The 24,526-nt window shown below is 62.4% G+C and carries 23 protein-coding genes; 15 read left to right on the top strand and 8 right to left on the bottom strand.

All coding sequences use genetic code 11. The features are described 5' to 3' along the window. Window positions 1–276: 276 nt before the first annotated feature. Together nosP and nahK are read left to right on the top strand one after the other, a co-directional pair. Window positions 277–1,440, top strand: a complete 1,164-nt coding sequence (nosP, locus tag IMW75_RS12290) for a nitric oxide-sensing protein NosP (protein ID WP_205892751.1) — start codon at window positions 277–279, stop codon at window positions 1,438–1,440. Further along, window positions 1,409–4,003: a hybrid sensor histidine kinase/response regulator NahK/ErcS' gene (gene nahK, locus IMW75_RS12285; protein ID WP_205892758.1), complete on the top strand. Its 2,595-nt coding sequence runs from the start codon at window positions 1,409–1,411 to the stop codon at window positions 4,001–4,003. The genes nosP and nahK overlap by 32 nt, the downstream gene beginning before the upstream one ends. A 66-nt stretch (window positions 4,004–4,069) precedes the next feature. On the opposite strand, the gene IMW75_RS12280 is transcribed toward nahK, so the two are convergent. The 6 genes from IMW75_RS12280 to IMW75_RS12255 all read right to left on the bottom strand — a co-directional run bounded on the left by IMW75_RS12280 (window position 4,070) and on the right by IMW75_RS12255 (window position 9,231). Then, complete coding sequence (locus tag IMW75_RS12280) at window positions 4,070–4,735, bottom strand: response regulator (protein ID WP_045057702.1); 666 nt, start codon at window positions 4,733–4,735, stop codon at window positions 4,070–4,072. 56 nt (window positions 4,736–4,791) lie between these two features. After that, window positions 4,792–5,349: a PQQ-dependent catabolism-associated CXXCW motif protein gene (locus IMW75_RS12275; protein WP_205892750.1), complete on the bottom strand. Its 558-nt coding sequence runs from the start codon at window positions 5,347–5,349 to the stop codon at window positions 4,792–4,794. Window positions 5,350–5,516: 167 nt separating this feature from the next. Then, on the bottom strand, window positions 5,517–6,308 hold the full coding sequence (locus IMW75_RS12270) for an ABC transporter permease (RefSeq protein ID WP_205892749.1): 792 nt from the start codon (window positions 6,306–6,308) through the stop codon (window positions 5,517–5,519). Next, on the bottom strand, window positions 6,305–7,036 hold the full coding sequence (locus IMW75_RS12265; RefSeq protein WP_045060437.1) for an ABC transporter ATP-binding protein: 732 nt from the start codon (window positions 7,034–7,036) through the stop codon (window positions 6,305–6,307). Before IMW75_RS12265 ends, IMW75_RS12270 begins: the two co-directional genes overlap by 4 nt. Before the next feature lie 5 nt (window positions 7,037–7,041). Beyond that, window positions 7,042–8,001: a YVTN family beta-propeller repeat protein gene (locus IMW75_RS12260; RefSeq protein ID WP_045060438.1), complete on the bottom strand. Its 960-nt coding sequence runs from the start codon at window positions 7,999–8,001 to the stop codon at window positions 7,042–7,044. A gap of 45 nt (window positions 8,002–8,046) precedes the next feature. Next, window positions 8,047–9,231, bottom strand: a complete 1,185-nt coding sequence (locus IMW75_RS12255; RefSeq protein ID WP_205892748.1) for an ABC transporter substrate-binding protein — start codon at window positions 9,229–9,231, stop codon at window positions 8,047–8,049. Window positions 9,232–9,389: 158 nt separating this feature from the next. Between IMW75_RS12255 and IMW75_RS27190 the strand changes: the two genes are divergently transcribed. The 3 genes from IMW75_RS27190 to IMW75_RS12245 are packed head-to-tail and all read left to right on the top strand — an operon-like array spanning window position 9,390 to window position 11,418. Next, window positions 9,390–9,512 (top strand): hypothetical protein, encoded by a 123-nt coding sequence (locus IMW75_RS27190; protein WP_269082902.1) that lies wholly within the window; start codon window positions 9,390–9,392, stop codon window positions 9,510–9,512. Between the two features lie 2 nt (window positions 9,513–9,514). Next, window positions 9,515–10,780 carry a HAMP domain-containing sensor histidine kinase gene (locus IMW75_RS12250; protein WP_205892747.1) on the top strand — a complete coding sequence of 422 codons (1,266 nt, stop codon included), beginning with the start codon at window positions 9,515–9,517 and terminating at the stop codon, window positions 10,778–10,780. Further along, window positions 10,780–11,418: a response regulator gene (locus IMW75_RS12245; protein ID WP_045060441.1), complete on the top strand. Its 639-nt coding sequence runs from the start codon at window positions 10,780–10,782 to the stop codon at window positions 11,416–11,418. The genes IMW75_RS12250 and IMW75_RS12245 overlap by 1 nt, the downstream gene beginning before the upstream one ends. A 110-nt stretch (window positions 11,419–11,528) precedes the next feature. Here the strand turns inward: IMW75_RS12245 and IMW75_RS12240 are convergent, their stop codons facing one another. Together IMW75_RS12240 and exaA are read right to left on the bottom strand one after the other, a co-directional pair. Next, window positions 11,529–12,170: a pentapeptide repeat-containing protein gene (locus tag IMW75_RS12240; RefSeq protein ID WP_205892746.1), complete on the bottom strand. Its 642-nt coding sequence runs from the start codon at window positions 12,168–12,170 to the stop codon at window positions 11,529–11,531. Between the two features lie 143 nt (window positions 12,171–12,313). Beyond that, window positions 12,314–14,206 (bottom strand): quinoprotein ethanol dehydrogenase, encoded by a 1,893-nt coding sequence (gene exaA, locus IMW75_RS12235; RefSeq protein WP_045060443.1) that lies wholly within the window; start codon window positions 14,204–14,206, stop codon window positions 12,314–12,316. Between the two features lie 254 nt (window positions 14,207–14,460). Between exaA and pedF the strand changes: the two genes are divergently transcribed. The 10 genes from pedF to pqqE all read left to right on the top strand — a co-directional run bounded on the left by pedF (window position 14,461) and on the right by pqqE (window position 24,497). After that, window positions 14,461–14,922, top strand: a complete 462-nt coding sequence (pedF, locus tag IMW75_RS12230) for a cytochrome c-550 PedF (RefSeq protein ID WP_045060444.1) — start codon at window positions 14,461–14,463, stop codon at window positions 14,920–14,922. Between the two features lie 3 nt (window positions 14,923–14,925). Next, entirely contained in the window at window positions 14,926–15,804 is an 879-nt protein-coding gene (locus IMW75_RS12225) for a substrate-binding periplasmic protein (protein WP_045060445.1), read from the top strand. Further along, window positions 15,801–16,562, top strand: a complete 762-nt coding sequence (locus IMW75_RS12220) for a quinoprotein dehydrogenase-associated SoxYZ-like carrier (RefSeq protein WP_045060446.1) — start codon at window positions 15,801–15,803, stop codon at window positions 16,560–16,562. Before IMW75_RS12225 ends, IMW75_RS12220 begins: the two co-directional genes overlap by 4 nt. 16 nt (window positions 16,563–16,578) lie before the next feature. Next, the gene (locus IMW75_RS12215; protein WP_205892745.1) at window positions 16,579–17,517 is read left to right on the top strand and encodes a quinoprotein relay system zinc metallohydrolase 1; all 939 of its coding nucleotides are present in this window, start codon (window positions 16,579–16,581) and stop codon (window positions 17,515–17,517) included. Window positions 17,518–17,782: 265 nt separating this feature from the next. Continuing rightward, window positions 17,783–19,558, top strand: a complete 1,776-nt coding sequence (locus IMW75_RS12210) for a PQQ-dependent methanol/ethanol family dehydrogenase (protein WP_045060448.1) — start codon at window positions 17,783–17,785, stop codon at window positions 19,556–19,558. 175 nt (window positions 19,559–19,733) lie between these two features. After that, entirely contained in the window at window positions 19,734–21,254 is a 1,521-nt protein-coding gene (gene exaC / locus IMW75_RS12205) for an acetaldehyde dehydrogenase ExaC (protein ID WP_045060449.1), read from the top strand. Window positions 21,255–21,517: 263 nt separating this feature from the next. Then, window positions 21,518–21,589: a pyrroloquinoline quinone precursor peptide PqqA gene (pqqA, locus tag IMW75_RS12200; RefSeq protein ID WP_081499480.1), complete on the top strand. Its 72-nt coding sequence runs from the start codon at window positions 21,518–21,520 to the stop codon at window positions 21,587–21,589. Window positions 21,590–21,644: 55 nt separating this feature from the next. Next, entirely contained in the window at window positions 21,645–22,559 is a 915-nt protein-coding gene (pqqB, locus tag IMW75_RS12195; RefSeq protein ID WP_205892744.1) for a pyrroloquinoline quinone biosynthesis protein PqqB, read from the top strand. Between the two features lie 55 nt (window positions 22,560–22,614). After that, window positions 22,615–23,367 carry a pyrroloquinoline-quinone synthase PqqC gene (pqqC, locus tag IMW75_RS12190; RefSeq protein ID WP_205892743.1) on the top strand — a complete coding sequence of 251 codons (753 nt, stop codon included), beginning with the start codon at window positions 22,615–22,617 and terminating at the stop codon, window positions 23,365–23,367. After that, entirely contained in the window at window positions 23,364–24,497 is a 1,134-nt protein-coding gene (pqqE, locus tag IMW75_RS12185; RefSeq protein ID WP_205892742.1) for a pyrroloquinoline quinone biosynthesis protein PqqE, read from the top strand. Before pqqC ends, pqqE begins: the two co-directional genes overlap by 4 nt. The last annotated feature ends 29 nt before the right edge of the window (window positions 24,498–24,526 follow it).

The following is a 24,526-nucleotide window of genomic DNA, read 5'->3' as shown; positions in this document are numbered from 1 at the left end:
TGCGTTTCTTCATGTACTACAACCGCACCAGGCTCCACAGCTACAACAACTACCTGTCGCCAATAGCTATGGAGCAAAAAGCGGCATAAGCACCGTAAACGGTGTCCGGGATTGCTTGACCAGTTCAAGCTCGCTCCTACAGGGGGGCGTTGTTTGCGATATTCGGTGCGACTCTCATCCCATCGAAGCGGCTACCCGCTACCCAAGTAGCATAGGTCGCAGCCTGCCGGGTTCGTACACTCGTGCCTCATACACGCGCACCTGCGGGAGGCGACAATGCAGCAGGTTTACAGTGACGGTGTGGTCAGTGCGATGTCCCAGGCCACCGATGCCCAGCAGGTGGCCCAGGAGCTGGCGCGGCAGTTGCTGCATCCGCACTTGGGCTTCGTGCTGTTCTTCTGTTCCGCCGAATACAACCTGCAGGCGCTTGGCCAGGCATTGCAGCAGAGCTTTGGCGGGATTCGCCTGGTCGGTTGCACCAGCGCCGGGGAAATCACCCCGCTGGGCTACGGACGCAATTGCGTGACGGCGGTGGGGTTTGATCATCGGCACTTCTCCATCGACGCTGAGCTCATCGATGAAATGGAGCGTTTCAGCCTGATCGACGCCCAGCAGATGGTCGAGCGACTGGTCAGCGGTTGTCGCAGCAATACCCTGGCACCGATCAAGGGCAACAGCTTCGCCCTGACCCTGCTCGATGGCTTGTCGAGCCGTGAAGAAATGGTCCTGGCTGCCCTCAGCGCCGCCTTGGGCGATATCCCGCACTTTGGTGGCTCGGCCGGTGACGACAACTATCTCACGCGTACCCACGTGTATTTCGGCGGCGAGTTCCACAGCGACGCGGCCGTGGTGGTGCTGGTCAACACCTGGCTGGATTTCGAAGTGTTCACCACCCACCACATTCTGCCCCGGGCGGAAAAACTGGTGGTGACTGGCGCCGACAGCACGTCGCGGCGGGTCTTTGAGCTCAATGCCGAGCCCGCCGCCGAGGAATACGCCCGGCACATCGGCGTGCCGGTGGCCGAGCTCGATCACCGGATCTTCGCCGCGCACCCCTTGGCGGTGCGCATCAACGACCAGTACTACGTGCGGGCCATCCAGCAGGTTCATCCGGACCTGAGCCTGAGTTTCTATTGCGCAGTGGAAAACGGCATCGTCCTCACGGTCATGACGCCGGGGCCGATGCTGCCCAACCTGCAAGACCTGTTCGACGGCTTGCACGAGCGACTTGGCGAGCTGCTGCTGACCCTCGGCTGCGACTGTTTCCTGCGGCGCATGGAGCTGGAAAACAGCGGCAACCTGGAGCAGGTCGGGGCATTTTTGCGTGACCAGCGGGTGATGGGTTTCAACACCTACGGAGAACAGTTCAATGGCATGCATATCAACCAGACCTTCACCGGCGTTGCCATTGCCCGGGGCCGCACCCCTGGACAGCGCTGAACTCCAGGCGCAACTCGCCAGCCTGCGCCACGAAAATCAAAAGCTGCAGCGGATCAACAGCGCGCTGATCGAGCGCATCGAGTCGGGCGTCACCCGGGGCAATGATCCCTACGCGGCCTTCCAGCACTCAGTGGTACTGGCCGAGCAGGTGCGTGAGCGCACCGATGCGTTGAACCAGGCCATGGCCGAGCTCAAGTCGGGCAACCATTTGCTCAGCGAAGCACGCCTGCGCGCGGAAACGGCCCACCAGCATTTGATCGACGCCATCGAAAGTATTTCCGATGCATTCGTGCTGTTCGATGCCGACCAGCGCATCGTCCTGTTCAACAGCCGCTTCAAGGCGTTCTGGATCCATAGCCGCGTGCGGATCAATGCGGGCATGGGCCTGGCCGAGGTCAAACGGCTGATGAGCGCGACCGGGCTGTTCACCGAAGAGCCTCGTGGGCACGCCGACGAAAGCCTGTTGTATCGTCTGCAGGACGGGCGCTGGTTGCAAGTCAGCGAGCGGCCGACCCAGGAAGGCGGCCGGGTGATCCTGTTTACCGACATCACAGACGTCAAACTCAACGAGACCCTGCGCCGCGAGCAGGCGGTGGCGCAAAAATCCCACCTGTTGCAGCGTGCGGTCGACAACCTGTCGCAGGGTGTGGCGATGGTCAATGCCGACGGCGTGCTGGAACTGTGGAACCGGCGCTTCCTCGAATTGAGTGGCCTGGCGCCCGTGGCGGCCCACCGACCGTTTGCCGAGGTGATCGCCGACAGTGAACTGCACCTGTTGACCCCTGCCAGCCGCGACGTCAACGGGCGGCCGGTGCAGGAATGCGAACAGCGCCTGTACGATGGCCGGGTGCTGGAAATTCGCACTCACCCGCTGCCCACCGGCGGCTTCGTCAACACCTTCACCGACATCACCGAACGCTACCAGCACGCCGAAGCCCTGAGCGAGAGCGAGCGCTGGATTCGCCTGATCACCGACCACGTGCCGGCGCTGATCGCCTACCTCAATGCCGACCTGGTCTACGAGTTCACCAACAAGGTCTACGAAGAATGGTACTGCTGGCCCCGGGGCGTAATGCTCGGCCAGAGCCTGCGCGAGGTACACAGCGAACAACATTATCAGCGCCTGGAAGCCTATGTGGCGCGGGCCCTGGCCGGGGAGAGCGTGACGTTCGAGTTCGCCGAAACCAATATCAATAACCAGGAGCGCTACATGTTGCGCTCCTACGTGCCCAATCTCCTGGCCACCGGGGAAGTGGTGGGGATCTTCGTGTTGATCCGCGACATCACCGAGCGCCGCCGTACCGCCGAGGCGCTGCATCAGGCGTATCAGAACCTGGAGCTGCGCGTGCGTGAGCGCACGGCGGAACTGACCACCCTCAACGACCAGTTGCTGCGTGAAATCGATGAGCGTCGACGAGTGGAGTCGCGGCTGCGCGAGGCCAAGCTCGAAGCCGAACAGGCCAACCTGTCGAAGACCAAATTTCTTGCCGCGGTCAGCCACGACCTGCTGCAACCACTGAATGCCGCGCGTCTGTTCACCAGTGCCTTGCTTGAGCGCCGGGAGCCGATGGCCAACGAAATCCTGGTGCGCAACGTCAGCAATTCGCTGGAGGACGTGGAAAACCTGCTGGGCACCCTGGTGGATATTTCCAAGCTTGATGCCGGGGTGATCAAGGCCGACATTGCGCCGTTCGCCCTCAGCGAACTGCTGGAGAACCTCGCCGCCGAGTACACCCAGGTGGCCCGCAGCGAGGGACTTGAACTGCACTTCATCGGCTGTTCGGCATTGGTGCGCAGCGACATCCAGTTGCTCGCCAGGATCCTGCGCAACCTGCTCAGCAACGCCATTCGCTATACCTACAGCGGTCGTGTGGTGCTGGGTTGTCGACGGCATCACCAGCGCTTGTCGATCGAGGTCTGGGACAGCGGCATGGGCATCGCGGAGAACCGCCTGGAGGAGATTTTCCAGGAGTTCAAGCGCGGCGATGTGCAGCGTCCGGATCAGGATCGCGGCCTGGGGCTGGGCCTGGCGATCGTGGAAAAAATTGCCGGGATACTCGGGCACCGGATTCACGTGCGTTCATGGCCGGGCAGGGGGTCGATGTTTTCTGTCGAGGTGCCGATCAGCGCGACTGCGCCCAAGGCGTTACCCAACCCGTTGATGAGTGAGCCCATGCTGGAACGCCTGCGCGGGGCACGGGTATGGGTGCTGGATAACGACGCAGCCATTTGCGCGGGCATGCGCACGTTACTGGAGACCTGGGGGTGTGTGGTGGTCACCGCGTTGTCAGAGCAGGACCTGGCGAGGCAGGTGGACAATTACCACCAGGACGCCGATCTGCTGATCGCCGATTATCATCTGGATAACGAGCAGAACGGCGTGGACGCTGTGGCCCGCATCAATGCGCGCCGGGCCTGCACGATCCCGGCCATGATGATCACCGCCAACTACAGCAACGAGCTGAAACTGCAGATTCGCGAGCTGGGCCACACCCTGATGCACAAGCCGGTGCGGCCAATGAAGCTGAAGACGGCGATGAGTCATTTGCTTGGCAGGCCTTGAGCCTTGAGTCTTGAGCGGGTACTGCCGGCCTGCTCGCGATGGGCACGATCCGATCTTGCAGGCCACTTAACGCCGCAGGTATGAACCGAAATCTATATCCCCTGCACTCAAGATCGCCTGCACCCGATTGTGCACATTGAGTTTGCGCAAAATCGCCGATACGTGCGCCTTCACCGTGGTCTCGGCGATTTCCAGGGTGTAGGCGATCTGCTTGTTCGATTCGCCCTTGGTCATGCGCTCCAGTACCAGCAACTGCTTGCGCGTCAGCGCCTGGAGCAGTTCCGGGGGAAAGCTGGGCGTATCGTTCATCCGCCGATGGGTGCCGCTTTTCTGCGTGCGAATGATGTCCGGCGGCAGGTAGACGTTGCCGTTGAGGATCTGCTGGATGGCCTCGGTCATCTGCACCCGTGGCGAGGATTTGGTGATGAAGCCCACCGCGCCATAGGTGATGGCTTGCAGCACGATCTGTTTGTCCTGTTCGGCTGAGACAATCACCACCGGAATGGTCGGCGCCTCGTTGCGCAGGTTGATCAGGCCATTGAGGCCATGCATGCCGGGCATGTTCAGGTCGAGCAGGATCAGGTCCAGGTCGTCGTGGTCCTGGGTCAACAGCAGGGCGCTGTCCAGGTCGGCGGTTTCCATCACTTCACTGCCGGGGAATCCGTCGCTGATGACATTGTGAATGGCTTCGCGAAACAGCGGGTGATCGTCGGCAATCAGAATTTTGTACATAGCCTTTCACCTCATTATTTTGATTATGGTGGGGCAACAACACGCACGCGTAAAGATCAGGGAAAGGGTTCGGGCTGGGCGGGTGTCACGGGCAGGTCGGCCGCCTGCCAGGCGTCCAGGCCGTCGCGGTACCAGTACAGTGTCTTATAGCCCATCGCGGCAGCGCGCTTGACCGCATTCCAGCTCAACCAGCAGTCGGAGCGGCAGTAGAACACCAGTGGTTGTGCCTGATTACCCTGGGTCAAGGCTTCAAGGTTACGCGCGAAATACTCTGCCCAGGCCGCAGTCAGGTCACCGTCACCGGTGTTGGCCAGCCAATGGCTGCCGGGTAGATTTTCGTGGGGCTGGTCTTCGATGAATTTCCCTTGCAGCCATTGGCGGCGGTAGACGTCGATCAACACCGGGCGCGGGGTCTGGCTCAGCAGGGCTTGCAGGGCGGCGGTGTCGATGATCGTCGCGCCCTGCGCTTGAGCCGGGGTAGGGCTGCGGTACAACCCGATGCGATAACCGTCGGCTGAGAACAACGCGGTCTCGGCGTGGGCGGTGCAAAGGAGCAAGCTCAGGGACAGCGCAGCGAGTGTGGGACGCAGAAGGCGACGTCGGGCACGGGGCATGGGGGCAATCCTTATAGTTATGCACCCATTACATGCCAGTCGCGGTGCTTTGGGAATGCGACGATAGACAGGAAAACCAGTACTAAAGTAGTAATTTTTACCCTGCGCACCCCGTTCCCGGTGAATGAATGAAGCTCCACTGTCGGGGTGCCCAACACGATGCGGGCTCAGGTTGATTTGCGCAGGGCCGCGTGTTGCGGGTTGAAGGTCATCACTGCGAGCAGCGCAAACACCAGGGTCAATGCAGCGCAGACGGCCAGCGCCAGCGGATTGAACCGCTCATACAACGCAAATCGCACCAACTCCACCGCATGAGTAAACGGGTTGATCGCGCACAGCCAGTACAACCACTCACTCGACTCGCGCATCTTCCACAGCGGGTACAGGGCCGAAGACAGGAAAAACAACGGGAAAATCACGAAGTTCATCACCCCGGCGAAGTTCTCCAGCTGGCGGATGGCGTTGGACAGCAACAACCCCAGTGCGCTGAGCATCAACGCCACGAGTAGCAACGCGGGCAAGGCGACCAGCAGGCCCATGGCCGGCGGTTGCACGCCGTACACCCAGGCAATCGCCAGGAAGGCATACACCTGCAACAGCGAAATCAGCGCGGTGGCCAGCAGCTTGCTGCACAGCAGGAAGGTCCTCGGCAGCGGGCTGGTCAACAGCACGCGCATGCTGCCCATCTCCCGGTCGTAGACCATCGACAGCGAGCCCTGCATACCGTTGAACAGGAGGATCATGCAGGCAAGGCCCGGGATGATGTACACCTCGTAGGGGATGTAGGTGTCGTAGGGCTCGATGATCGCGATCCCCAGCGCTGCGCGGAAACCGGCGGCGAACACCAGCAGCCACAGCAAAGGCCGCACCAGCGCGCTGAGGAAACGCGTGCGTTGCAGCACAAAGCGCAGCCATTCGCGCAGCACGATGCCGCTGAAGCAGTGCCAGTAGGCATTCATCGTGAAGCTCCCGGGTTGGTCAGGTGCGCGAAAGCCGAACCCAGGTCGCCGCCGTGCTCAAGGCTCAGGGCATCAGCCTGACCGCTGGCGACCAGGCGTCCTTGATGCAGAATCAACAGGTCGTCGCCGGCTTGCACTTCGTCGAGCAGGTGAGTGGTCCAGAGCACGCTGATCTGCTGCTCGCGGCACAGGCTGCGGATATGCTGGTTGAGGGCCAGGCGGCTGGCTGGATCGAGGCCCGCACTGGCCTCGTCGAGCAGCAGCAGGCGCGGTTCGTGCAACAGCGCACGGGCGATTTCCACCCGGCGGCGGTGCCCGCCATTGAGCTCGCGAACCCGTTCACCGCGCCGCTCGGTCAGGCCCTGGCGGGCCAGCTCGGCATCGACCCGCAACGCGGTCTGGCGGCGGCCCAGGCCATGCAACGCCGCGTGGTAGCGCAGGTTCTGTTCGACGCTGAGGTCCAGGTCCAGGGTACTTTGCTGGAACACCACACCCAACTGCCTGAGGGCCGGGCGTGGCGTAGTGCGCAGTGAGCACTGACCCACGACAATGTCGCCGCGTTGCAGGTCGTAGAGTCGGGTGAGCAAGGCGATCAGCGTGGATTTGCCGGCGCCGTTGGGCCCCAGTAATGCGGCAAACCGCCCTGGCGCCAGGCTGAAACTTACCTTGCGCAACGCCTCCCGCGCGCCGTAGGCAAAACTCAGGTCGCTGACCTCCAGCGCGTTCATGGCGTTCATGGCGTGACCACCACGCCCCACGGATAACGTCCAACCTTGACCGACTTGCTGACCTTGAGGCTGTCGACATCGATCACCGATACGTCACCGCTGACCCCGTTGGTGGCCAGCAACTGCTTCTGATCCGGGGTAAACGCCATCTGCCAGACTCGCCGGCCCACCAGCAGGTAATCGAGGATCTCGAAGGTCTTGGCATCAATCACCGCCACATGATTGGCCGGGCCGAGGGCAACGAAGCCGTATTTGCCATCGGCACTGAGCTTGATGCCCACCGGCTGCACCTTGTCCGGGTGCACACCCTTGATCTGGAACGTCAGGGTCTTGAGCACCTGGCGGGTTGCAACGTCGAGAATGGTCACCGTGCCGCCGATTTCCGCCGAGGCCCACAATTGCGCACCGTTTGGGGTGAACTCGACGAAGCGCGGGCGCTGGTCTACCAGCGTGCTGTCCGCCAGGGTCTGGGTGCTGGTGTCGATCCAGTGCAGCATGTTGGTGGTTTCGCTGGTGTTGACCGCCCATTTGCCGTCGGGACTGACGGCCATGCCTTCGGGTTCGACGCCGACACTGATCTGGCCCAGCACCTTGGAGGTTTCGGTGTCGATCACCGTCACCAGCGCATCGTCTTCGTTGGAGACATACAACCAGCGATTGTTAGGGTGCAGGGCGAACTGCTCGGGGTCCTTGCCGGATGGCAGTTCCTTGATGATCTTGCGCGTGGCGACGTCCATGACCTGCACGCGATCCGAGTCGCTGGCGCAGATGTACAGCAGCGTGTTGTCGTGGGACAGCAACAGGCCTCGTGGACGCTGGCCGACGGGCAGGGTATCGGTGACTTGCAGGGTCTGCATGTCGATCAGGCTGAGGCTGTTGTCCTTCTCGTTGGAGACCCAGGCGGTGCTGGCCGCGGCATGCCCGGCGGCGAGTAGCAGGGCGCATGAGAGCAGGGTGCGGCGCATGGCGAATTCCTTTTTGTTGTTGTTGTAGTTGTTGAACGTCAGGGGTCAGGGAAAGCGGCAGCTGACCTCGGGCTTGTCGTAGCCCAGGCTGTCCATCTCATTGAAGGGGTGCAGAAAGCCTTCCTGGGGCGAGGTGCTGACCAGCGCCCGGGGTTGCACGACAGGAATGGGCTGGCGCAGTTGACCGTTCCACGGCCGATAACTGAGCTTGCGGCCCTTGAAACCGTCCAGGGGCAGTTGATCGCTGAGTTGCAGCTGACGGATTGCCAGGGGATCTGCCTGGCGCAGCTTGCTCACCGCGCTGGCGACGCTGCGCACGGCGATCCAGGCGGCAAAATCCCGGTCGTTCATCCAGCGTCCGGCCAGGGCTTCGAAACGCTTCTGCAACTGCGCGGCGCCGTAGGTTTCCACGGTTTTGTGCCAGCCCACCGGGGTCAGGCCCTGGGTGCCGGCGACGGGGCGTGGGTACCAGGTCTGGTAGGGCACGTATTCACCAAAGTCGCCGCGCTCATCGGCTACCAGCACCAAGTCGTACTCGGCGGTCTGGGTGAACAGTGGCATGTCGGCCTGGGCGCTGCGGCGCTGGTCGTTGTCGAAACTCCAGGCTTTCTCCGCCACCAGCTTCAAGCCGAAGCGTTTCGCTGCACGCCGCAGGGCCGCGGCATAGGCTTGATCGTCGGCGGTCGGGCCGACGATCAGCAGCGCCCGCTGCCATTTGCGCACTACCAGGAACTGCGCCAGGGCGTCCGCCAGCATCGCCCGGCTGGGCAGGCTGTGCAGCACGTTCGCCAGGCAGTCGGTGGTGCGCAAGCTGTCGTCGGGGCTGCCAGCGTTGAACAGCAGGCTGTCGGGCAGGGCCGCACTGAGTTGGCGCAGGCTGTCGACCGGGGCGTTCACCACGAACAACCGCAGACCTTGCCGGTGTTGCGCCTGGGCGGCCTCGAGCAGGGCTTGCGGGCTGTCGGCACTGCCGTCGACCAGGGTGTAGCTCTGGTTGAGAAAGCGCCCGGTACTGTTGCTGTCGGTGATCGCCAGTTCGGCGCCGCGCAAGCCGGCATCGTCCGGTTCGGCAATGATGTTCGACAGCACAGGACCCGGGTCGGGGCGATAGCCCAGGTAGCCGATCCGCACCTGCAACGGCGCCTCGGCGGCCCGGCTGTGAGCGGACGGCAGGGCGGTGCAGGCGATCGCCAGCAGGCAGGTCAGGGCGTAGGGGGCTAGCTGGCGCATGGTGCACTCCGTTCCAGGTAGCGCCAGCATAGGAACCCGAAGGGCGATAAGAAATATGCAGAAAGTACCAGTCAGCCAGTACCAAGGTAGTAACTCCACCTGCGCGGCGCGGTTTTAGCATGGGTTGTAACAGCCACGACCTCTGGAGGCGCTGGGCCATGCGGATTTTCAAAGCGCTACTGCTGCCGTTCCTGCTGATCCTCAGCCTGATCGGCGTGGATAAACTGCATGGCTCGCGCCCCGCGCCGCTGGCGGTGTTCTCCGCGACGCCGGGGCGCTAGGCATGTCGGCGCTATGGCGAATCAACCTCTGGGTGTGCGGGTTTTTCACCCTGGTGACGCTGGCGTGCACGGGCTTGCTGTTGCATCAGGCGCTGGCGGATGTGGAGCGCGAACTGCAATCGGCCCAGGCCGTGGTCGAGTACCTGAGTGAAACGGCCGGGCGCGACCCGGCCAGTTTGCAACCCGGGCTCACCCGCAGCTTGCGGCATGTGCGGGTGCGCTGGCTGGAACCCGGCGAGGCGCCTCGGGCGGGCACCCAACATGGCCCGGACGCGTGGCTTGCGAGCGTGCTGTTTGCCCAGGCGCGGCACCACGAGCGGGTGCTGGAGCTGCAGGATGGCCGTCGGGTGCAGATTGCGGTCGATCCGCGTGACGAGATCGACGAGGTCTGGGATTCCCTCCAGCAACTGTTGGCATTGTGCGGCCTTGCGCTGCTGGTAAGCCTGCTGACCATTCGCTGGGCGGTTGGCCGCGGCATGGGCCTGCTCGATGAATTACTCCGAGCACTGCAGCAAGTTTCCGACGGCCAGCTCAAGGTGCGCCTGGCCACCGAAGGGGTTCCTGAAGCACGGCAGCTGGCGACGCATTTTAATCAGATGGCCCAGGCGCTGGAGCAGGCTTGCGCCGATAACGCGCATTTGACCCGGACCTTGCTGGCAGTGCAGGAGCAGGAGCAGGAGCGCACTCATCTGGCGCAGACCCTGCACGACGACCTCGGCCAGTACCTGGCGGGTATTCGCGCCCAGGCCTGTCTGCTGCGCTGGGTCGCGGACCAGCCGCAAGCAGTGGAACGCACAGTGCGCGAACTGGAACACAACTGCGAGCATCTGCAGCAAGGATTTCGCGCCCTGGTGCAGGACCTTTACCCGGTAGTACTGCAGCATCTGCCCCTGGAGCAGGCAGTGGCTTTGCTGGTGGAGCAATGGCAGGTGCGCCAGGGCATCGAATGCCAGCTGCGGGTCAGCGTGCAGATGCCAGCGTTGTCCAGCAGCAGTAAAACCCATCTTTATCGACTGCTGCAGGAGGCCTTGACCAACATCGTGCGCCATGCCGATGCCAGCCAGGTGCGGATCCGCCTGCAGCATCAGGGTGGGCGCTTGCGTTTGCTGGTGCGCGACAACGGCCGAGGCGCCCGGCAACCGCAGCAACCGGGCGTCGGCCTGTACTCGATGTGCGAGCGCGCCCGCAGCCTGGGCGGCGTGCTGCGGATTATCAGCCATCCCGGTGCCGGTTGGGCGCTGGCCTTGAACATGCCATTGGAGGTGTGATGAATATTCTGCTGGTTGATGACCATGCCGTGGTCCGCCAGGGCTACGCCAGTTTGCTGCGCGCGCTGCTGCCCGCCCTGGAGGTGCGTGAAGCGGCCACTGGCGAAGAGGCTTTGATCCGCGTCCAGGAAGCAGTACCGAACCTGGTGATCATGGATTTTGGCCTGCCAGGCATCAGCGGCCTGGAGACCACCCGCCGCCTGCGTCAGCGCCTGCCGCAATTGCGTGTGCTGTTTTTCAGCATGCACGATGAATTACCGCTAGTGCGCCAGGCACTGGAAGCGGGGGCTTCGGGTTACCTGACGAAAAGCTCGGCACCTGAGGTGCTGATCGAAGCCGTGCGGCGCATCCTGGCCGGGCACGCCTATATCGAACAACCCCTTGCCACGCAACTGGCCTGCCATCCGCAACACGACGCCAGCGATCCGCGCCTGAAGAGCATGACCCAGCGCGAGCTGGAGATTTTCGTGATGCTCGCCAAGGGCACCCCGGCCCGGATGATTGCCGAGCAATTGAGCATCAGCGCCAAGACCGTCTCCAATCACCTGACCTTGCTCAAGAGCAAACTGCAAGTCAGCTCCCACGCCGAGCTGGTGCATCTGGGCATCGATATGGGAGTGGTGCGCAAGGCGGGGTGAAAGAACACACCCATTCCCACGGTAGAAGCGAGCTTGGTCTGCCCACAAAATGTTGTATATCAATCATGACTTTGGGGAGGCAAACCATTCCGTAGGAGGATATGGTCGGCTCATTTATTCCACGTTGTTGGACACCCCGAACACCCCTCCATATTGGCATCTTGAAAGTTCGCATAATGCTGGCGCGATCCACTCAGGTTCGCCTGCTCAAGATTACTTTCACCAAACTTGGATTCCTGCAGATTCGCGTCTGGGAGATTCGCGCCCTTGAGGTCCGCCTTGCTCAGCCAGGTCATCTCCAGATCTGCCGCACGCAGGTTGGCACTGTGCATCCTGGCCCCGGAAAGCCGGGCGAATTGCAGGTAGGCACCACTGAGGTCGGCATCCTGGAATTGTGCGCCCTGGGCAAACATGCCCCAGCCCTGGATCGCCAGCAATTTTGCCCCGGTGAGATTCGCCAGGCGCAGGTTGCTCTGTTGCAGGCTGGCGCGGGTCAGGTTGGCGCCTTGCAGCCGGGCTTTTTCCAGGTTCGCCAGGTCCAGGCGCGCATGGCGCAGGTCGGCCCCGCGCAAGTCGGCGCCGCTGAGATTCATGTTGCGCAGGTCCTGGTTACTCAGGTTCGCGCCCTTGAGGTCGGCACCGGGGCACTGGCTGTGATCGGCGATGGTGCAGCCGTTGATGATGAGCGGAACGTCGGCGGCGGCGTGGACCGTCGTAACGCTCAGTAGCAGTACTAGAGGCAGATATTTCATGAAGAGATCTCTGGCTGAGGGAGGTCTGTAGGAGCGAGCTTGCTCGCGATGGTCGTGAACGATGACGCGGGGTGTCTGGTGCCCCGTGTTGGTTTCGGGTTCATCGCGAGCAAGCTCGCTCCTACAGGGAAGGGGTTCGTGGTTTACTTTTGGACTACCTGGCTATCCCAGCTCGGAATCTTGAATACCCAGAACGACCCGCCCTGAGCCACTGGTTTGGTCAGCTCGGCCATGTCGCCGCCCCACAACGGCACCGCGCCGCCATAGCCAACGGTCACGCCGATGTACTGCTCGCCATCCTGCTCCCAGGTGATTGGCGGCGAGACGATGCCGCTGCCGGTCTGGAACTTCCACAACTCCTTGCCGGTTTTCGCATCGAAGGCCTTGAAGAAACCATCACCGGTACCGGTAAACACCAGGTTGCCCTTGGTCGCCAGCACACCGGCCCACAACGGCAAGGCCTCCTTGTGTTCCCACACCACCTTGCCGGTGGTCGGGTTCATCGCGCGCAGGCTGCCGACGTGATCGTCGTACATGCGCTTGATACGGAAACCCATGCCCAGATAAGCCGAGCCTTTCTTGTAGCTGACCTCCTCGGTCCAGTACTCCTCCTTCCACTGGTTGCCGGGGATATAGAACAGCCCGGTGTCCTGGCTGTAAGCCATGGGGTTCCAGTTCTTGCCTCCGAGGAACGGCGGCGAAACCTCCACCGGCTTGCCCTTGGTCTCGCCCGGTAGTGGCTTGGCTGGACGCTGGCCTTCGTTTTCCACCGGCCGCCCGGTCTTGAGGTCGATGTGACTGGCCCAGGTGATGTTATCGACGAAGGGGAAGGCGTTCTGCAATTTGCCGTTGTTGCGATCGACCACATAGAAGAACCCGTTGCGGTCAGCGTGGCCGGTGGCCTTGACCGTCTTGCCGTCTTTGTCCTTGTAGTCGAACAGCACCAGCTCGTTGTTGCCGGAGAAATCCCAGGCGTCGTTCGGGGTGTGCTGGTAGAACCATTTCACTTCGCCGGTGCTTGGGTCGACGCCGACCTGGCCCGAGGTGTAGAGGCTGTCGTAATCGTGGGGATTGCCATCCTTGGGCGTGCGCGCCCAGGTATTCCACGGGCCGGGGTTACCGGCGCCGACGATGATGGTGTTGGTTTCCGGATCGAAGCTCGCACTCTGCCACGGTGCGCCGCCCCCATGGCTCCAGGCCTCGACCTTGCCGGTTTCGGTGGTTGGGTCATTCGGCCAGGACGGCGCCTTGACGTCGCCGGTGGGGGTGCTGTCCTTGCCGTTCAGGCGGCCCACGTGACCTTCGACGAAAGGCCGCATCCAGACTTCCTCTCCGGTGTCCGGATCGCGGGCAAACAGTTGCCCGACCACGCCGAACTCATCGCCGGAGCTGCCATGGATCAGCAGCACCTTGCCGCTGGTCTTGTCCTTGATCAGCACCGGTGCGCCGGTCATGGTGTAGCCGGCGGCATGGTCACCGAACTTCTTGTTCCAGACCACTTTGCCGGTGTTCTTGTCCAGGGCGATCAGGCGCGCATCCAGGGTGCCAAAGTAGATCTTGTCGCCGAAGATTGCGGCACCGCGGTTGACCACGTCACAGCACGGACGAATGTTGTCCGGCAGACGATGGTTGTAGGTCCAAAGGCGTTTGCCGGTCTTGGCGTCCAGCGCGAAGACCCGCGAATAAGACCCGGTGACGTAAACCACGCCGTCACTGACGATGGCCTGGGATTCCTGGCCGCGCTGCTTCTCGTCCCCGAACGAATAGGACCAGGCCGGCGTCAGCTTGAACACGTTTTTGTCGTTGACCTGGGCCAGCGGGCTCCAGCGCTGGGCGTTGGTGCCCATGCCGTACTGCAGCACGTCCTTGGTGGTCAGGTGATCATTGGCAATGTCCTCCCACGAAACGTTGCGGGTAGGGGCCGCGGCTGCAGTGGCGGCATGGCTGGCAGTGCCGAGCGACAGGCTGCTCACCAGCACGAAGGCCTGTACGGCAAGGGTCAAGGGGGAAAGGGCGGGTAGCGATCTTATTGTCATGGTTGCAGTTCCCAGTGGAGGTTTTGGCCTGCACAGGGTGGTGTGCCCGGAGGGTTGGCGGATACGGAAAATATCCCGCTGTGGCCGGGAAAACTTCCCAAGGGGCACCTGATTTGAGTGTGCGCCACAAGCCCTACTACCAAGGGACTAGAAGGCGGCCACTAAAGCAGCATGGGGCTGGCGCCAGGTGCTTCCTAAGATGGTTGCCATAGCCTCTTTAAAGAGGTTTTGCGTGCAATCCTGAGGGCATAACAATGACAACAAAACGCAACGCCTTGCTTGTTGCCGGACTGCTGGCCGGTTTTATCAGTACCGGTTCCGCCTGGGCTCATGGCAACGTCGTCCCCCAAGCCGTCGAAACCCCGGGGCTGACCCCGATCAAGGACGCTGGCGTGCCGCTCGATGCCGATGGCTGGGCCGCAGTGAACCCTTATCGAACCTCGCCGCAGCACGACAAGGCGGTGGAAATCGGCTCTTCGGCCTACAACCAGAATTGTGCGGCCTGTCATGGCCTGGAAGCCAAGTCCGGAGGTATTGCCCCGGATCTGCGCATGCTCGATGTCGGTGACGCCGGTGATGAATGGTTCGTCGAGCGAGTGCGCCATGGCGCCGTACGCGACGGCCGCGTTTACATGCCCAAGATGGCCGATTACCTGAGCCAGGAAGCCTTGTGGGCAGTGCGCACTTACCTGGATACGGTCCACGTCGAGGAGTAAGGCATGCGCCTGTTCACGCTGTTGATCAGTGCGTTGTTGCTGTGCTGCCAGGTGGTACAGGCGCAGGTGCGGACCTATGACGAAATGATCGCCGCCGGAGAGCTGAAAGTGGCGGTCTACAAGGACTTCGCCCCTTACAGTTTCGAAGACGCCGGTCAGCCCCGGGGCGTCGATGTGGACTTGGCCGCAGCACTGGCCAAGGCACTCGGTGTGCGCCTGACCCTGATGTGGGCGCCGGCGGGAGAAAAACTCGACGACGACCTGCGCGACTACATCTGGCGTCCCAGCCAATTGCACGACCTGCAATTGGCTGACCTGATGATGCGCGTACCCTACGACCAGGACTACGCGCGCAAGCGCAACGAGCTGGGCGAACTGGAGAACAGCCACGTGGTGATGTTCGGGCCCTATCAGAACGAACAGTGGCAGGTGGCGTACGACCGTCGCCGCCTGGACAAGGTCGCCAGCGTGGCAGTGTTCGAGCATCATCCGATCGGCGTCGAGGTGGACAGCGTTCCGTCGTTCTACCTGACCTCGGTGTTCAACGGCATGCTCGCCGGCAAGACCCACCATTATCCCGGCGTGCACCAGGCATTCGCCGCGATGAAGGCGGGTGAAGTCGATGCGGTGATGGCGATGCGCGGCGAGATCGACTGGCAAGTGCACGAAGCGGCCGACCCCCAGGTTGCGCTGGCGGAAAACGCCTACCCGAATATGGGCAAGCAACTCTGGGAGATCGGCATGGCTGTGCACGAAAGCAATCGACAGCTGGCGTATGCGGTCGAGGAGGCGCTGGAAGGGATGATTAGCGATGGTTCGGTCAAGGCGCTGTATGCCAGGTACGGCCTGCGCTATGACGTGCCCGAGCTGTATCAGCAGTGAACTGGCAAGCGAGCTGCCTGCTGGCCTGCTGGCTGCCCATCGCTGCCCATGCAGCGGCCATCGACCCCGGCAAAGACCCGGTGCCGTCGGTGATGTGGGCTTTTTATCACACGCAAATGCTCGGTGATGCGCCGTTCGTGTTCGATGACCGGGTAAAACTGCTGGCCCCGCCATTCGCCGAAGATGCCCGGCAGGTACCGCTGGAGATCGACGCCCGGGCGTTCAAGGGCGAAGTGGTGAAAATCCTCGCCTGGGCCGAGTTGAACCCGTTGCCGAAGATCGTCGATTTCCAGCCGGTGAGCGGGGTCTTGCCCTGGCTGTCGATCCGTATCCGCATCGAACAGGCGACCCCGTTGCGCGCCGCCGTGTTGACCCGCGACGGCCTGTGGCATGTCGGTTCGACGCTGATCGACGCGGCGGGTGGCGGCTGCACCGCACCCAGCGTAGTGCGCACCCAGCCGGGGTGGGAGGAGCACATCGGCGAAGTGCTGGGCGGTCGATACCCGCGGGGCGAGTTCAGTCGCCTGCGCCTGCAGGTCGCGCATCCGATGGACAACGGCATGGTCAGTGGCATCCCGGAATTCTTCATCAATCATGCCGAATTGCGTGATGGTAATGATCAGGTCCTGGCGCGCCTTGAGCTGTTTCCCGCCGTCAGCGAAAACCCCAACCTGACGTTCGATATCGAAGGGGCAGGGCAGACGCGCCTGTTACTGCGCGACAACAGCGGCAATGAGTTCGATGCGGCCATTCCCTGACCCCAAGGAGCGCCTGATGCGCTGGATGCTGTTGTTGTTCATCGGCATGAGCCTACCGGCCCTGGCCGACCTCGAGTACTCGCTCAAGCCCAGGCTCATTGCCCAGGACACCTGGTTGCTGGAAGGCAGCACCGACAACTTCGCCAAGGGCAACGGCGGCAACATCGTCAACACCGCCTTCATTGTCACCGAGCGCGGCGTGGTGGTGATCGATACCGGGCCCTCGAAGCGTTATGGCGAAGCGATGCGCCAGGCGATTGCGGCGACGACCGACAAGCCGGTGATCGAGGTGCTGTTGACTCATCACCATCCCGACCATGTGCTCGGCAACCAGGCCTTTACCGACGTGCCGATTGCCGCGCTGGCGGGGACTACGCAGTTGTTGCGTCAGCAGGGTGATGCCATGGCCGAGAATATGTACCGGCTGGTGGGCGACTGGATGCGTGGCACCGAAGTCATATTGCCAACCCGGACACTGGAGCCGGGTGTGCACAGTTTTGGGAATCACGATTTACGCGTGCTGAGCCTGGGTGGGCACACCGGCGCGGATCTGGCTATTCTCGACCAGAAAACCGGCGTGTTGTTTGCCGGGGACCTGGTGTTTTATCAACGGGCACTGACCACGCCCAACAGCCCTGGGCTGGCGGTGTGGCTGGCCGACATCGCCACGCTTGAAGGCCTGCCCTGGACGCTGATCGTGCCCGGCCATGGCCCGCTGGCAACTGACGCCAGGCCCTTCGAACAGATGCGCGACTACCTGGGGTGGCTCGACCAGCTGATGCGCGACGGCGCGGCCAATGGCAGCGACATGGCGGAGATGATCCGCAGCCCCATTCCCGAGCGATTCGCCACAATCAACCTGAGTCGATATGAGCTGATTCGCAGCGTCAGTCATCTGTTTCCCCGCTACGAGCGCGCCCAAATGACCCGAGTGGATTCCACCCCCGACAACTGAATACCACTCACCACCTGACCTTCTGTGGCAGCGAGCCTGCTCGCGATGGTCGCCAACGATAACCCTGGAACCTGACACCCAGCGGCGTTCTCCCGTCCATCGCGAGCAGGCTCGCTCCCACATGGGTTACGCGCTACGACCCCGTACTAAGGAACTACAAATCTCCACACTGCGGGCAATTGTTGCCAGGGCCCCGGCGACCAAGAATCTGCACCAGACCGGGAAATTTTCCCGGGTATAACAAAAAACCGCAGAGGCAGCCGTCATGACCCAACCCGCACGTCGCCAACCCTTCGTCTTGAGCCTGTTGCTCAGCGCCATGCTGCTGTCCGGCCAGGCGCTGGCGGCCGTCACCGACCAGGAGATTCTCCAGGACCCCACGAACCCGGGGCAGATCGTCACCAACGGTCTGGGCGTGCAGGGTCAACGCTACAGTCCGCTCGATACGCTCAACGTCGACAACATCAAGGATTTGCGGCCAGTGTGGGCCTTCTCCTTCGGTGGCGAGAAACAGCGTGGCCAGCAAGCGCAGCCGATGATCAAGGACGGCGTGATGTACATGACCGGTTCCTACTCGCGGGTGTTCGCGGTGGATGCGCGCACCGGCAAGAAACTCTGGCAGTACGACGCACGCCTGCCCGACGATATCCGGCCCTGCTGCGACGTGATCAACCGCGGCGTCGCGCTGTATGGCGACCTGGTGTTCTTTGGCACCCTGGACGCCAAGCTGGTGGCGCTGAACAAGGACACCGGCAAAGTGGTCTGGAGCAAGAAGGTCGCCGATCACAAGGAAGGCTACTCGATCAGCGCCGCGCCCATGGTCATCAACGGCAAACTGATCACCGGAGTGGCCGGTGGCGAATTCGGCGTGGTCGGCAAGATCGAAGCCTACGACCCGAAGAACGGTGATCTGCTGTGGACTCGCCCTACGGTCGAAGGTCATATGGGTTACGTCTACAAGGATGGCAAGGCCGTAGAAAACGGCATTTCCGGCGGCGAGGCGGGCAAAACCTGGCCGGGCGACCTGTGGAAGACCGGTGGCGCAGCGCCGTGGCTGGGTGGCTACTACGACCCGGAAACCAACCTGCTGCTGTTCGGTACAGGTAACCCGGCACCGTGGAACTCGCACCTGCGTCCTGGCGACAACCTGTACTCGTCCTCGCGCCTGGCGCTCAACCCGGACGACGGCACCATCAAATGGCATTTCCAGAGCACGCCCCACGATGGCTGGGACTACGATGGCGTGAACGAGCTGATTTCGTTCAATTACACCGAGGGCGGCAAGGAAATCAAGGCTGCCGCCACTGCTGACCGCAACGGTTTCTTTTACGTGCTGGACCGCACCAACGGCAAATTCATCCGCGGTTTCCCGTTCGTGGACAAGATCACCTGGGCCACCGGGCTGGATAAGGACGGTCGGCCGATCTACAACGAAGCCAGCCGACCGGGTGCACCGGGCACCGAAGCCAAAGGCAGTTCGGTGTTCGTCGCCCCGGCGTTCCTCGGCGCGAAAAACTGGATGCCGATGGCCTACAGCAAAGACACCGGCCTGTTCTACGTGCCGTCTAACGAGTGGGGCATGGACATCTGGAACGAAGGCATCGCCTACAAAAAAGGCGCGGCCTTCCTCGGTGCCGGTTTCACCATCAAGCCACTGAACGAAGACTACATCGGCGTGCTGCGCGCCATCGACCCGAAAACCGGCAAGGAAGTCTGGCGTCACAAGAACTTCGCGCCACTGTGGGGCGGGGTGCTGACCACCAAAGGCAATCTGGTATTCACCGGCACGCCGGAGGGGTTCCTGCAGGCATTCAATGCCAGGACCGGCGAGAAGGTCTGGGAATTCCAGACCGGCTCCGGTGTGCTCGGCTCACCTGTGACCTGGGAAATGGACGGCGAGCAGTACGTCTCGGTGCTGTCCGGCTGGGGTGGCGCGGTGCCGTTGTGGGGCGGCGAAGTGGCCAAGCGCATCAAGGACTTTAACCAGGGCGGCATGCTCTGGACCTTCAAATTGCCGAAGGACCTGGTGGCTAAGCACTAATCCAGGTTCACCACATCCCACAGAGATTTCCACCCCATTGGGATTTGTGGGCAAACCTACTACCAAATAACGAGAGCCCCCCTGCCAACGGCGCATTCGTCTGGCACCTGGGGCTCTCTACTATCGGTTCATCGCCTGTTTGCACGACAGGCATCGACCCAGACAGAGGCCCACCATGATCTACGCACAACCCGGAACACCCGGCGCCGTCGTTTCCTTCAAGCCGCGCTACGGCAATTTCATTGGCGGCGAGTTCGTTGCCCCGGTCAATGGCGAGTACTTCACCAACACCTCGCCGGTCACCGGTGAAGTGATCGCCGAATTTCCGCGCTCCAGCGCCGCCGATATCGACAAGGCCCTCGACGCGGCCCACGCTGCGGCGGATGCCTGGGGCAAGACCTCGGCGCAGGACCGTTCGCTGGTCCTGCTGAAAATCGCCGACCGCATCGAGCAGAATCTGGAAATCCTCGCCGTTACCGAAACCTGGGACAACGGCAAGGCCGTGCGTGAAACCCTCAATGCCGACGTACCGCTGGCCGCCGACCACTTTCGCTATTTCGCCGGGTGCATCCGTGCGCAGGAAGGCGGCGCCGCCGAGATCAACGAACTGACCACCGCTTATCATTTCCACGAGCCTTTGGGCGTGGTCGGACAGATCATCCCGTGGAATTTTCCATTGCTTATGGCCGCCTGGAAACTCGCTCCGGCCCTGGCTGCCGGCAACTGCGTGGTGCTCAAGCCGGCCGAGCAAACGCCACTGTCGATCATGGTGTTCGCCGAACTGATCGCCGATCTGCTGCCAGCGGGTGTGCTGAACATCGTCCAGGGTTTCGGCCGCGAAGCCGGTGAGGCCCTGGCCACCAGCAAGCGCATCGCCAAGATCGCGTTTACCGGGTCCACTCCGGTGGGCGCACACATCATGCACTGCGCCGCCGAGAACATCATTCCAAGCACCGTGGAACTGGGCGGCAAGTCGCCGAACATCTTCTTCGAAGACATCATGAACGCGGAGCCGCAGTTCATCGAAAAAGCCGCCGAAGGCCTGGTGCTGGCGTTCTTCAACCAGGGCGAAGTCTGCACCTGCCCATCCCGGGCGCTGGTCCAGGAATCGATCTACGAGCCGTTCATGGCCGAGGTGATGAAGAAGATCGTCAAGATCAAGCGCGGCAATCCGCTGGACACCGAGACCATGGTCGGCGCCCAGGCGTCCGAGCAGCAGTACGACAAGATTCTCTCGTACCTCAAAATTGCCCAGGAGGAGGGCGCGGAGCTGCTCACCGGCGGCGCCGCCGAGCGCCTTGAAGGCGACCTGTCGACGGGTTACTACATCCAGCCGACCCTGCTCAAGGGCCACAACAAGATGCGGGTGTTCCAGGAAGAAATCTTCGGTCCGGTGGTGGGTATCACCACCTTCAAGGACGAAGCCGAAGCGCTGGCGATCGCCAACGACAGCGAATTCGGCCTCGGTGCCGGCCTGTGGACCCGCGACATCAACCGTGCCTACCGCATGGGCCGGGCGATCAAGGCCGGCCGTGTGTGGACCAACTGCTACCACCTGTACCCGGCGCATGCCGCGTTCGGCGGTTACAAGAAGTCCGGGGTGGGCCGCGAAAATCACAAGATGATGCTCGACCACTACCAGCAGACCAAGAACCTGCTGGTGAGCTACGACATCAATCCGCTGGGGTTCTTCTAACCCCCAAAAACACCGCGCCCACCTGTAGGAGCGAGCTTGATCGCGATGGTCGCCAACGATAACGCTGGGAACCTGATACCCAGCGTTGTTCTTGCGTCAATCGCGAGCAAGCTCGCTCCTACAGGTTTTTGCAATCGAACCGCCGCGCAACACCCCCTACCAACGCACCCCGCCAACTCCTTCGAAAGTAGCATTCGGTCACCTCCCGCCCCGTGCATTAATGGCTTTACCGGAATTGCCCGGCACAAGAAGAGGATTGACCCATGTGGCATAAACCCGCGTTTACCGATCTGCGCATTGGCTTCGAAGTGACGATGTATTTCGCCAACCGTTGATTGTTCACCCGGCCAGCCGTCGTGTTGGCCGGGCCTGCCTTCTGGAGCATTGCTCATGCACATCCGTGTTCTTGGTTCGGCTGCTGGTGGCGGTTTTCCGCAGTGGAACTGCAACTGCCGGCAATGCGCCGGAGTGCGCAACGGCACCCTGCGGGCGCAGCGGCGAACGCAGTCCTCGATTGCCCTGAGCGACAACGGGGTGGACTGGGTGCTGTGCAATGCTTCACCGGATATCCGCGCGCAGCTGGAAAGCTTCGCGCCGCTGCAACCGGCTCGACAACTGCGCGACACGGCGATCACCGCCGTGGTGCTGATGGACAGCCAGATCGACCACTGCACCGGCCTGTTGAGCCTGCGCGAAGGCTGCCCGCATTCCGTGTATTGCACCGGCCGGGTCCACGAAGACCTCAGCAGCGGCTTCCCCCTGTTCGGCATGCTCAAGCACTGGAACGGCGGCCTGCAGTGGCGAACGCTCGGCCTGGACCGCGAACCCTTTCAGATCCCGGCCTGCAAACACCTGCGGCTGCGGGCGATCCCGCTGGTCAGTAACGCACCACCGTACTCGCCCAACCGCGGCAATCCGCAGCCCGGCGACACCATTGGCCTGTTTATCGAAGACCTGCAAAGCGGCGCGTCGCTGTTCTACGCCCCGGGGCTCGGGCAGATCGACGCTGAGGTGCTGGGCTGGATGCAACGCGCCGATTGCCTGTTGCTCGATGGCACGTTGTGGCGCGACGACGAAATGCGCGTGTGTGAGGTCGGCCAGAGCCTGGGCAGCGACATGGGCCACCTGGCCCAGAGCGGGCCTGGCGGCATGCTGGAAGTGCTGGAAGGCTTTCCCCGCCAGCGCAAGGTGCTGATCCATATCAACAACACCAACCCGATCCTCGATGAGGACTCGGCGGAACGGGCGTTGCTGGAGCGGCGAGGGATTGAGGTGGCTTTTGATGGCATGGACATTGTGCTGTAGCCAATGGCCCCATCGCGGGCAAGCCAGATACCACACAGCTTCCAGGATGATCCCAATGACCGACACCCCAATGACCCCCACCGAATTCACCGCCGCCCTGCAAGCCAAAGGCGCTTATTACCACATCCACCACCCCTTCCACCAAGCCATGTATGCCGGTCGAGCTACCCGCGAACAGATCCAGGGCTGGGTCGCCAATAGGTTCTACTATCAGGTGAACATCCCCCTGAAAGACGCCGCGATCCTCGCCAACTGCCCCGATCGCGAAGTGCGGCGTGAATGGCTGCAACGCATCCTCGACCACGACGGCGTGCCTGGCAGCGAAGGCGGCATCGAAGCCTGGCTGCGTCTGGGTGAAGCCGTAGGGCTCGATCGCGAACAGATTCTCTCCCAGGAACTGGTGCTGCCCGGCGTACGTTTTGCCGTGGACGCCTACGTCAATTTTGCCCGGCGTGCCTGCTGGCAGGAAGCAGCCAGCAGCTCCCTGACCGAGCTGTTCGCGCCGCAGATCCACCAATCACGTCTCGAGGCCTGGCCGAGCCATTACCCATGGATCGACAGCGCCGGCTACGACTACTTTCGCACCCGCCTGGGCCAGGCGCGTCGGGATGTCGAGCACGGCCTGCGCATTACCCTGGCGCACTACGTCACCCTGGAGGGCCAGCAACGCATGCTGGAAATCCTGCAATTCAAGCTTGATGTATTGTGGAGCATGCTCGACGCCATGAGCATGGCCTATGAACTGCAGCGCCCGCCTTACCATAGCGTGACCACGCAGAACGTCTGGCATCGGGGGATTGACCTGTGAACGGGAGCAAACCGCAACCCGGTCCACCGCTGTGGCTGCTGGCGGAGCTGACCTATCGTTGTCCGCTGCAGTGCCCCTATTGCTCCAATCCGCTGGATTTTGCCCAGCAGGGGGCGGAGCTGAGCACCGAGGAATGGATTCGCGTATTTCGCGAAGCGCGGGAGATGGGTGCGGCGCAGCTCGGCTTTTCCGGAGGCGAGCCGCTGGTGAGGCAAGACCTGGCCGAGTTGATCAAGGCCGCGCGGGACATGGGTTATTACACCAACCTGATCACCTCGGGCATCGGCCTGACCGAGCAGAAGGTGCGCGACTTCAAGGTTGCCGGGCTGGACCACATCCAGATCAGTTTTCAAGCGGCCGACGAGGCGGTCAACAACATGCTCGCCGGCTCCCGCAAGGCCTTCGCGCAGAAGCTGGCCATGGCCCGGGCGGTGAAGGCCCAGGGTTATCCGATGGTGCTGAATTTTGTCACCCATCGGCACAACATCGACCAGATCGACCGCATCATCGAGCTGTGCCTGGAGCTGGAAGCGGATTTCGTCGAGTTGGCGACCTGCCAGTTCTACGGCTGGGCCGAGCTCAACCGGGTCGGCCTGTTGCCCACCCGTGAGCAGTTGCAGCGCGCCGAGCGCATTACCAATCAGTACCGCGAGCGTCTCGAGGCCGAAGGGCATCCCTGCAAGCTGATCTTCGTCACCCCGGATTACTATGAAGAACGCCCCAAGACCTGCATGAACGGCTGGGCCAACCTGTTTCTCGACATCACTCCGGACGGCACCGCACTGCCATGCCACAGCGCCAGGCAGCTCCCGGTAGCCTTCCCCAATGTGCGCGAGCACAGCATCGAGCACATCTGGACCGACTCGTTCGGCTTCAACCGTTTTCGTGGCGACGACTGGATGAAGGAGCCTTGCCGCTCCTGCGATGAAAAGCACAAGGACCTGGGGGGGTGTCGGTGCCAGGCGTTCATGCTGACCGGCGATGCCGAGAATGCCGACCCGGTGTGCAGCAAGTCGGCGCACCACGGCGTCATCCTCAAGGCCCGGGACGAGGCCGATGCGCCCGGGCTGGGCATGGAGCACCTGACGCTGCGCAACGAAAAAGCCTCGCGCCTGATCTACCGCGGATAACAACCATGCACACGCCCCCGTAGGAGCCG

Source organism: Pseudomonas gregormendelii (assembly GCF_017114825.1).
Classification (GTDB): Bacteria; Pseudomonadota; Gammaproteobacteria; order Pseudomonadales; family Pseudomonadaceae; genus Aquipseudomonas; species Aquipseudomonas gregormendelii.
Note: the sequence above shows the minus strand (reverse complement) of the source record. Positions and strands in the feature narration are given on the sequence as shown.

Bases quoted from the DNA above. Each gene is read 5' to 3' on its own strand.
- IMW75_RS12245 (WP_045060441.1), top strand. From the start codon at position 10,780: ATGAATATTCTGCTGGTTGATGACCATGCCGTGGTCCGCCAGGGCTAC.
- IMW75_RS12270 (WP_205892749.1), bottom strand. From the start codon at position 6,308: ATGAATGCCTACTGGCACTGCTTCAGCGGCATCGTGCTGCGCGAATGG.
- pqqB (WP_205892744.1), top strand. From the start codon at position 21,645: ATGCACATCCGTGTTCTTGGTTCGGCTGCTGGTGGCGGTTTTCCGCAG.
- IMW75_RS12265 (WP_045060437.1), bottom strand. From the start codon at position 7,036: ATGAACGCGCTGGAGGTCAGCGACCTGAGTTTTGCCTACGGCGCGCGG.
- IMW75_RS12260 (WP_045060438.1), bottom strand. From the start codon at position 8,001: ATGCGCCGCACCCTGCTCTCATGCGCCCTGCTACTCGCCGCCGGGCAT.
- IMW75_RS12275 (WP_205892750.1), bottom strand. From the start codon at position 5,349: ATGCCCCGTGCCCGACGTCGCCTTCTGCGTCCCACACTCGCTGCGCTG.
- pedF (WP_045060444.1), top strand. From the start codon at position 14,461: ATGACAACAAAACGCAACGCCTTGCTTGTTGCCGGACTGCTGGCCGGT.
- exaA (WP_045060443.1), bottom strand. From the start codon at position 14,206: ATGACAATAAGATCGCTACCCGCCCTTTCCCCCTTGACCCTTGCCGTA.
- IMW75_RS12210 (WP_045060448.1), top strand. From the start codon at position 17,783: ATGACCCAACCCGCACGTCGCCAACCCTTCGTCTTGAGCCTGTTGCTC.
- nosP (WP_205892751.1), top strand. From the start codon at position 277: ATGCAGCAGGTTTACAGTGACGGTGTGGTCAGTGCGATGTCCCAGGCC.
- IMW75_RS12250 (WP_205892747.1), top strand. From the start codon at position 9,515: ATGTCGGCGCTATGGCGAATCAACCTCTGGGTGTGCGGGTTTTTCACC.
- IMW75_RS12280 (WP_045057702.1), bottom strand. From the start codon at position 4,735: ATGTACAAAATTCTGATTGCCGACGATCACCCGCTGTTTCGCGAAGCC.
- exaC (WP_045060449.1), top strand. From the start codon at position 19,734: ATGATCTACGCACAACCCGGAACACCCGGCGCCGTCGTTTCCTTCAAG.
- IMW75_RS12255 (WP_205892748.1), bottom strand. From the start codon at position 9,231: ATGCGCCAGCTAGCCCCCTACGCCCTGACCTGCCTGCTGGCGATCGCC.
- IMW75_RS27190 (WP_269082902.1), top strand. From the start codon at position 9,390: ATGCGGATTTTCAAAGCGCTACTGCTGCCGTTCCTGCTGATCCTCAGC.
- IMW75_RS12240 (WP_205892746.1), bottom strand. From the start codon at position 12,170: ATGAAATATCTGCCTCTAGTACTGCTACTGAGCGTTACGACGGTCCAC.
- pqqC (WP_205892743.1), top strand. From the start codon at position 22,615: ATGACCGACACCCCAATGACCCCCACCGAATTCACCGCCGCCCTGCAA.
- IMW75_RS12215 (WP_205892745.1), top strand. From the start codon at position 16,579: ATGCGCTGGATGCTGTTGTTGTTCATCGGCATGAGCCTACCGGCCCTG.
- IMW75_RS12225 (WP_045060445.1), top strand. From the start codon at position 14,926: ATGCGCCTGTTCACGCTGTTGATCAGTGCGTTGTTGCTGTGCTGCCAG.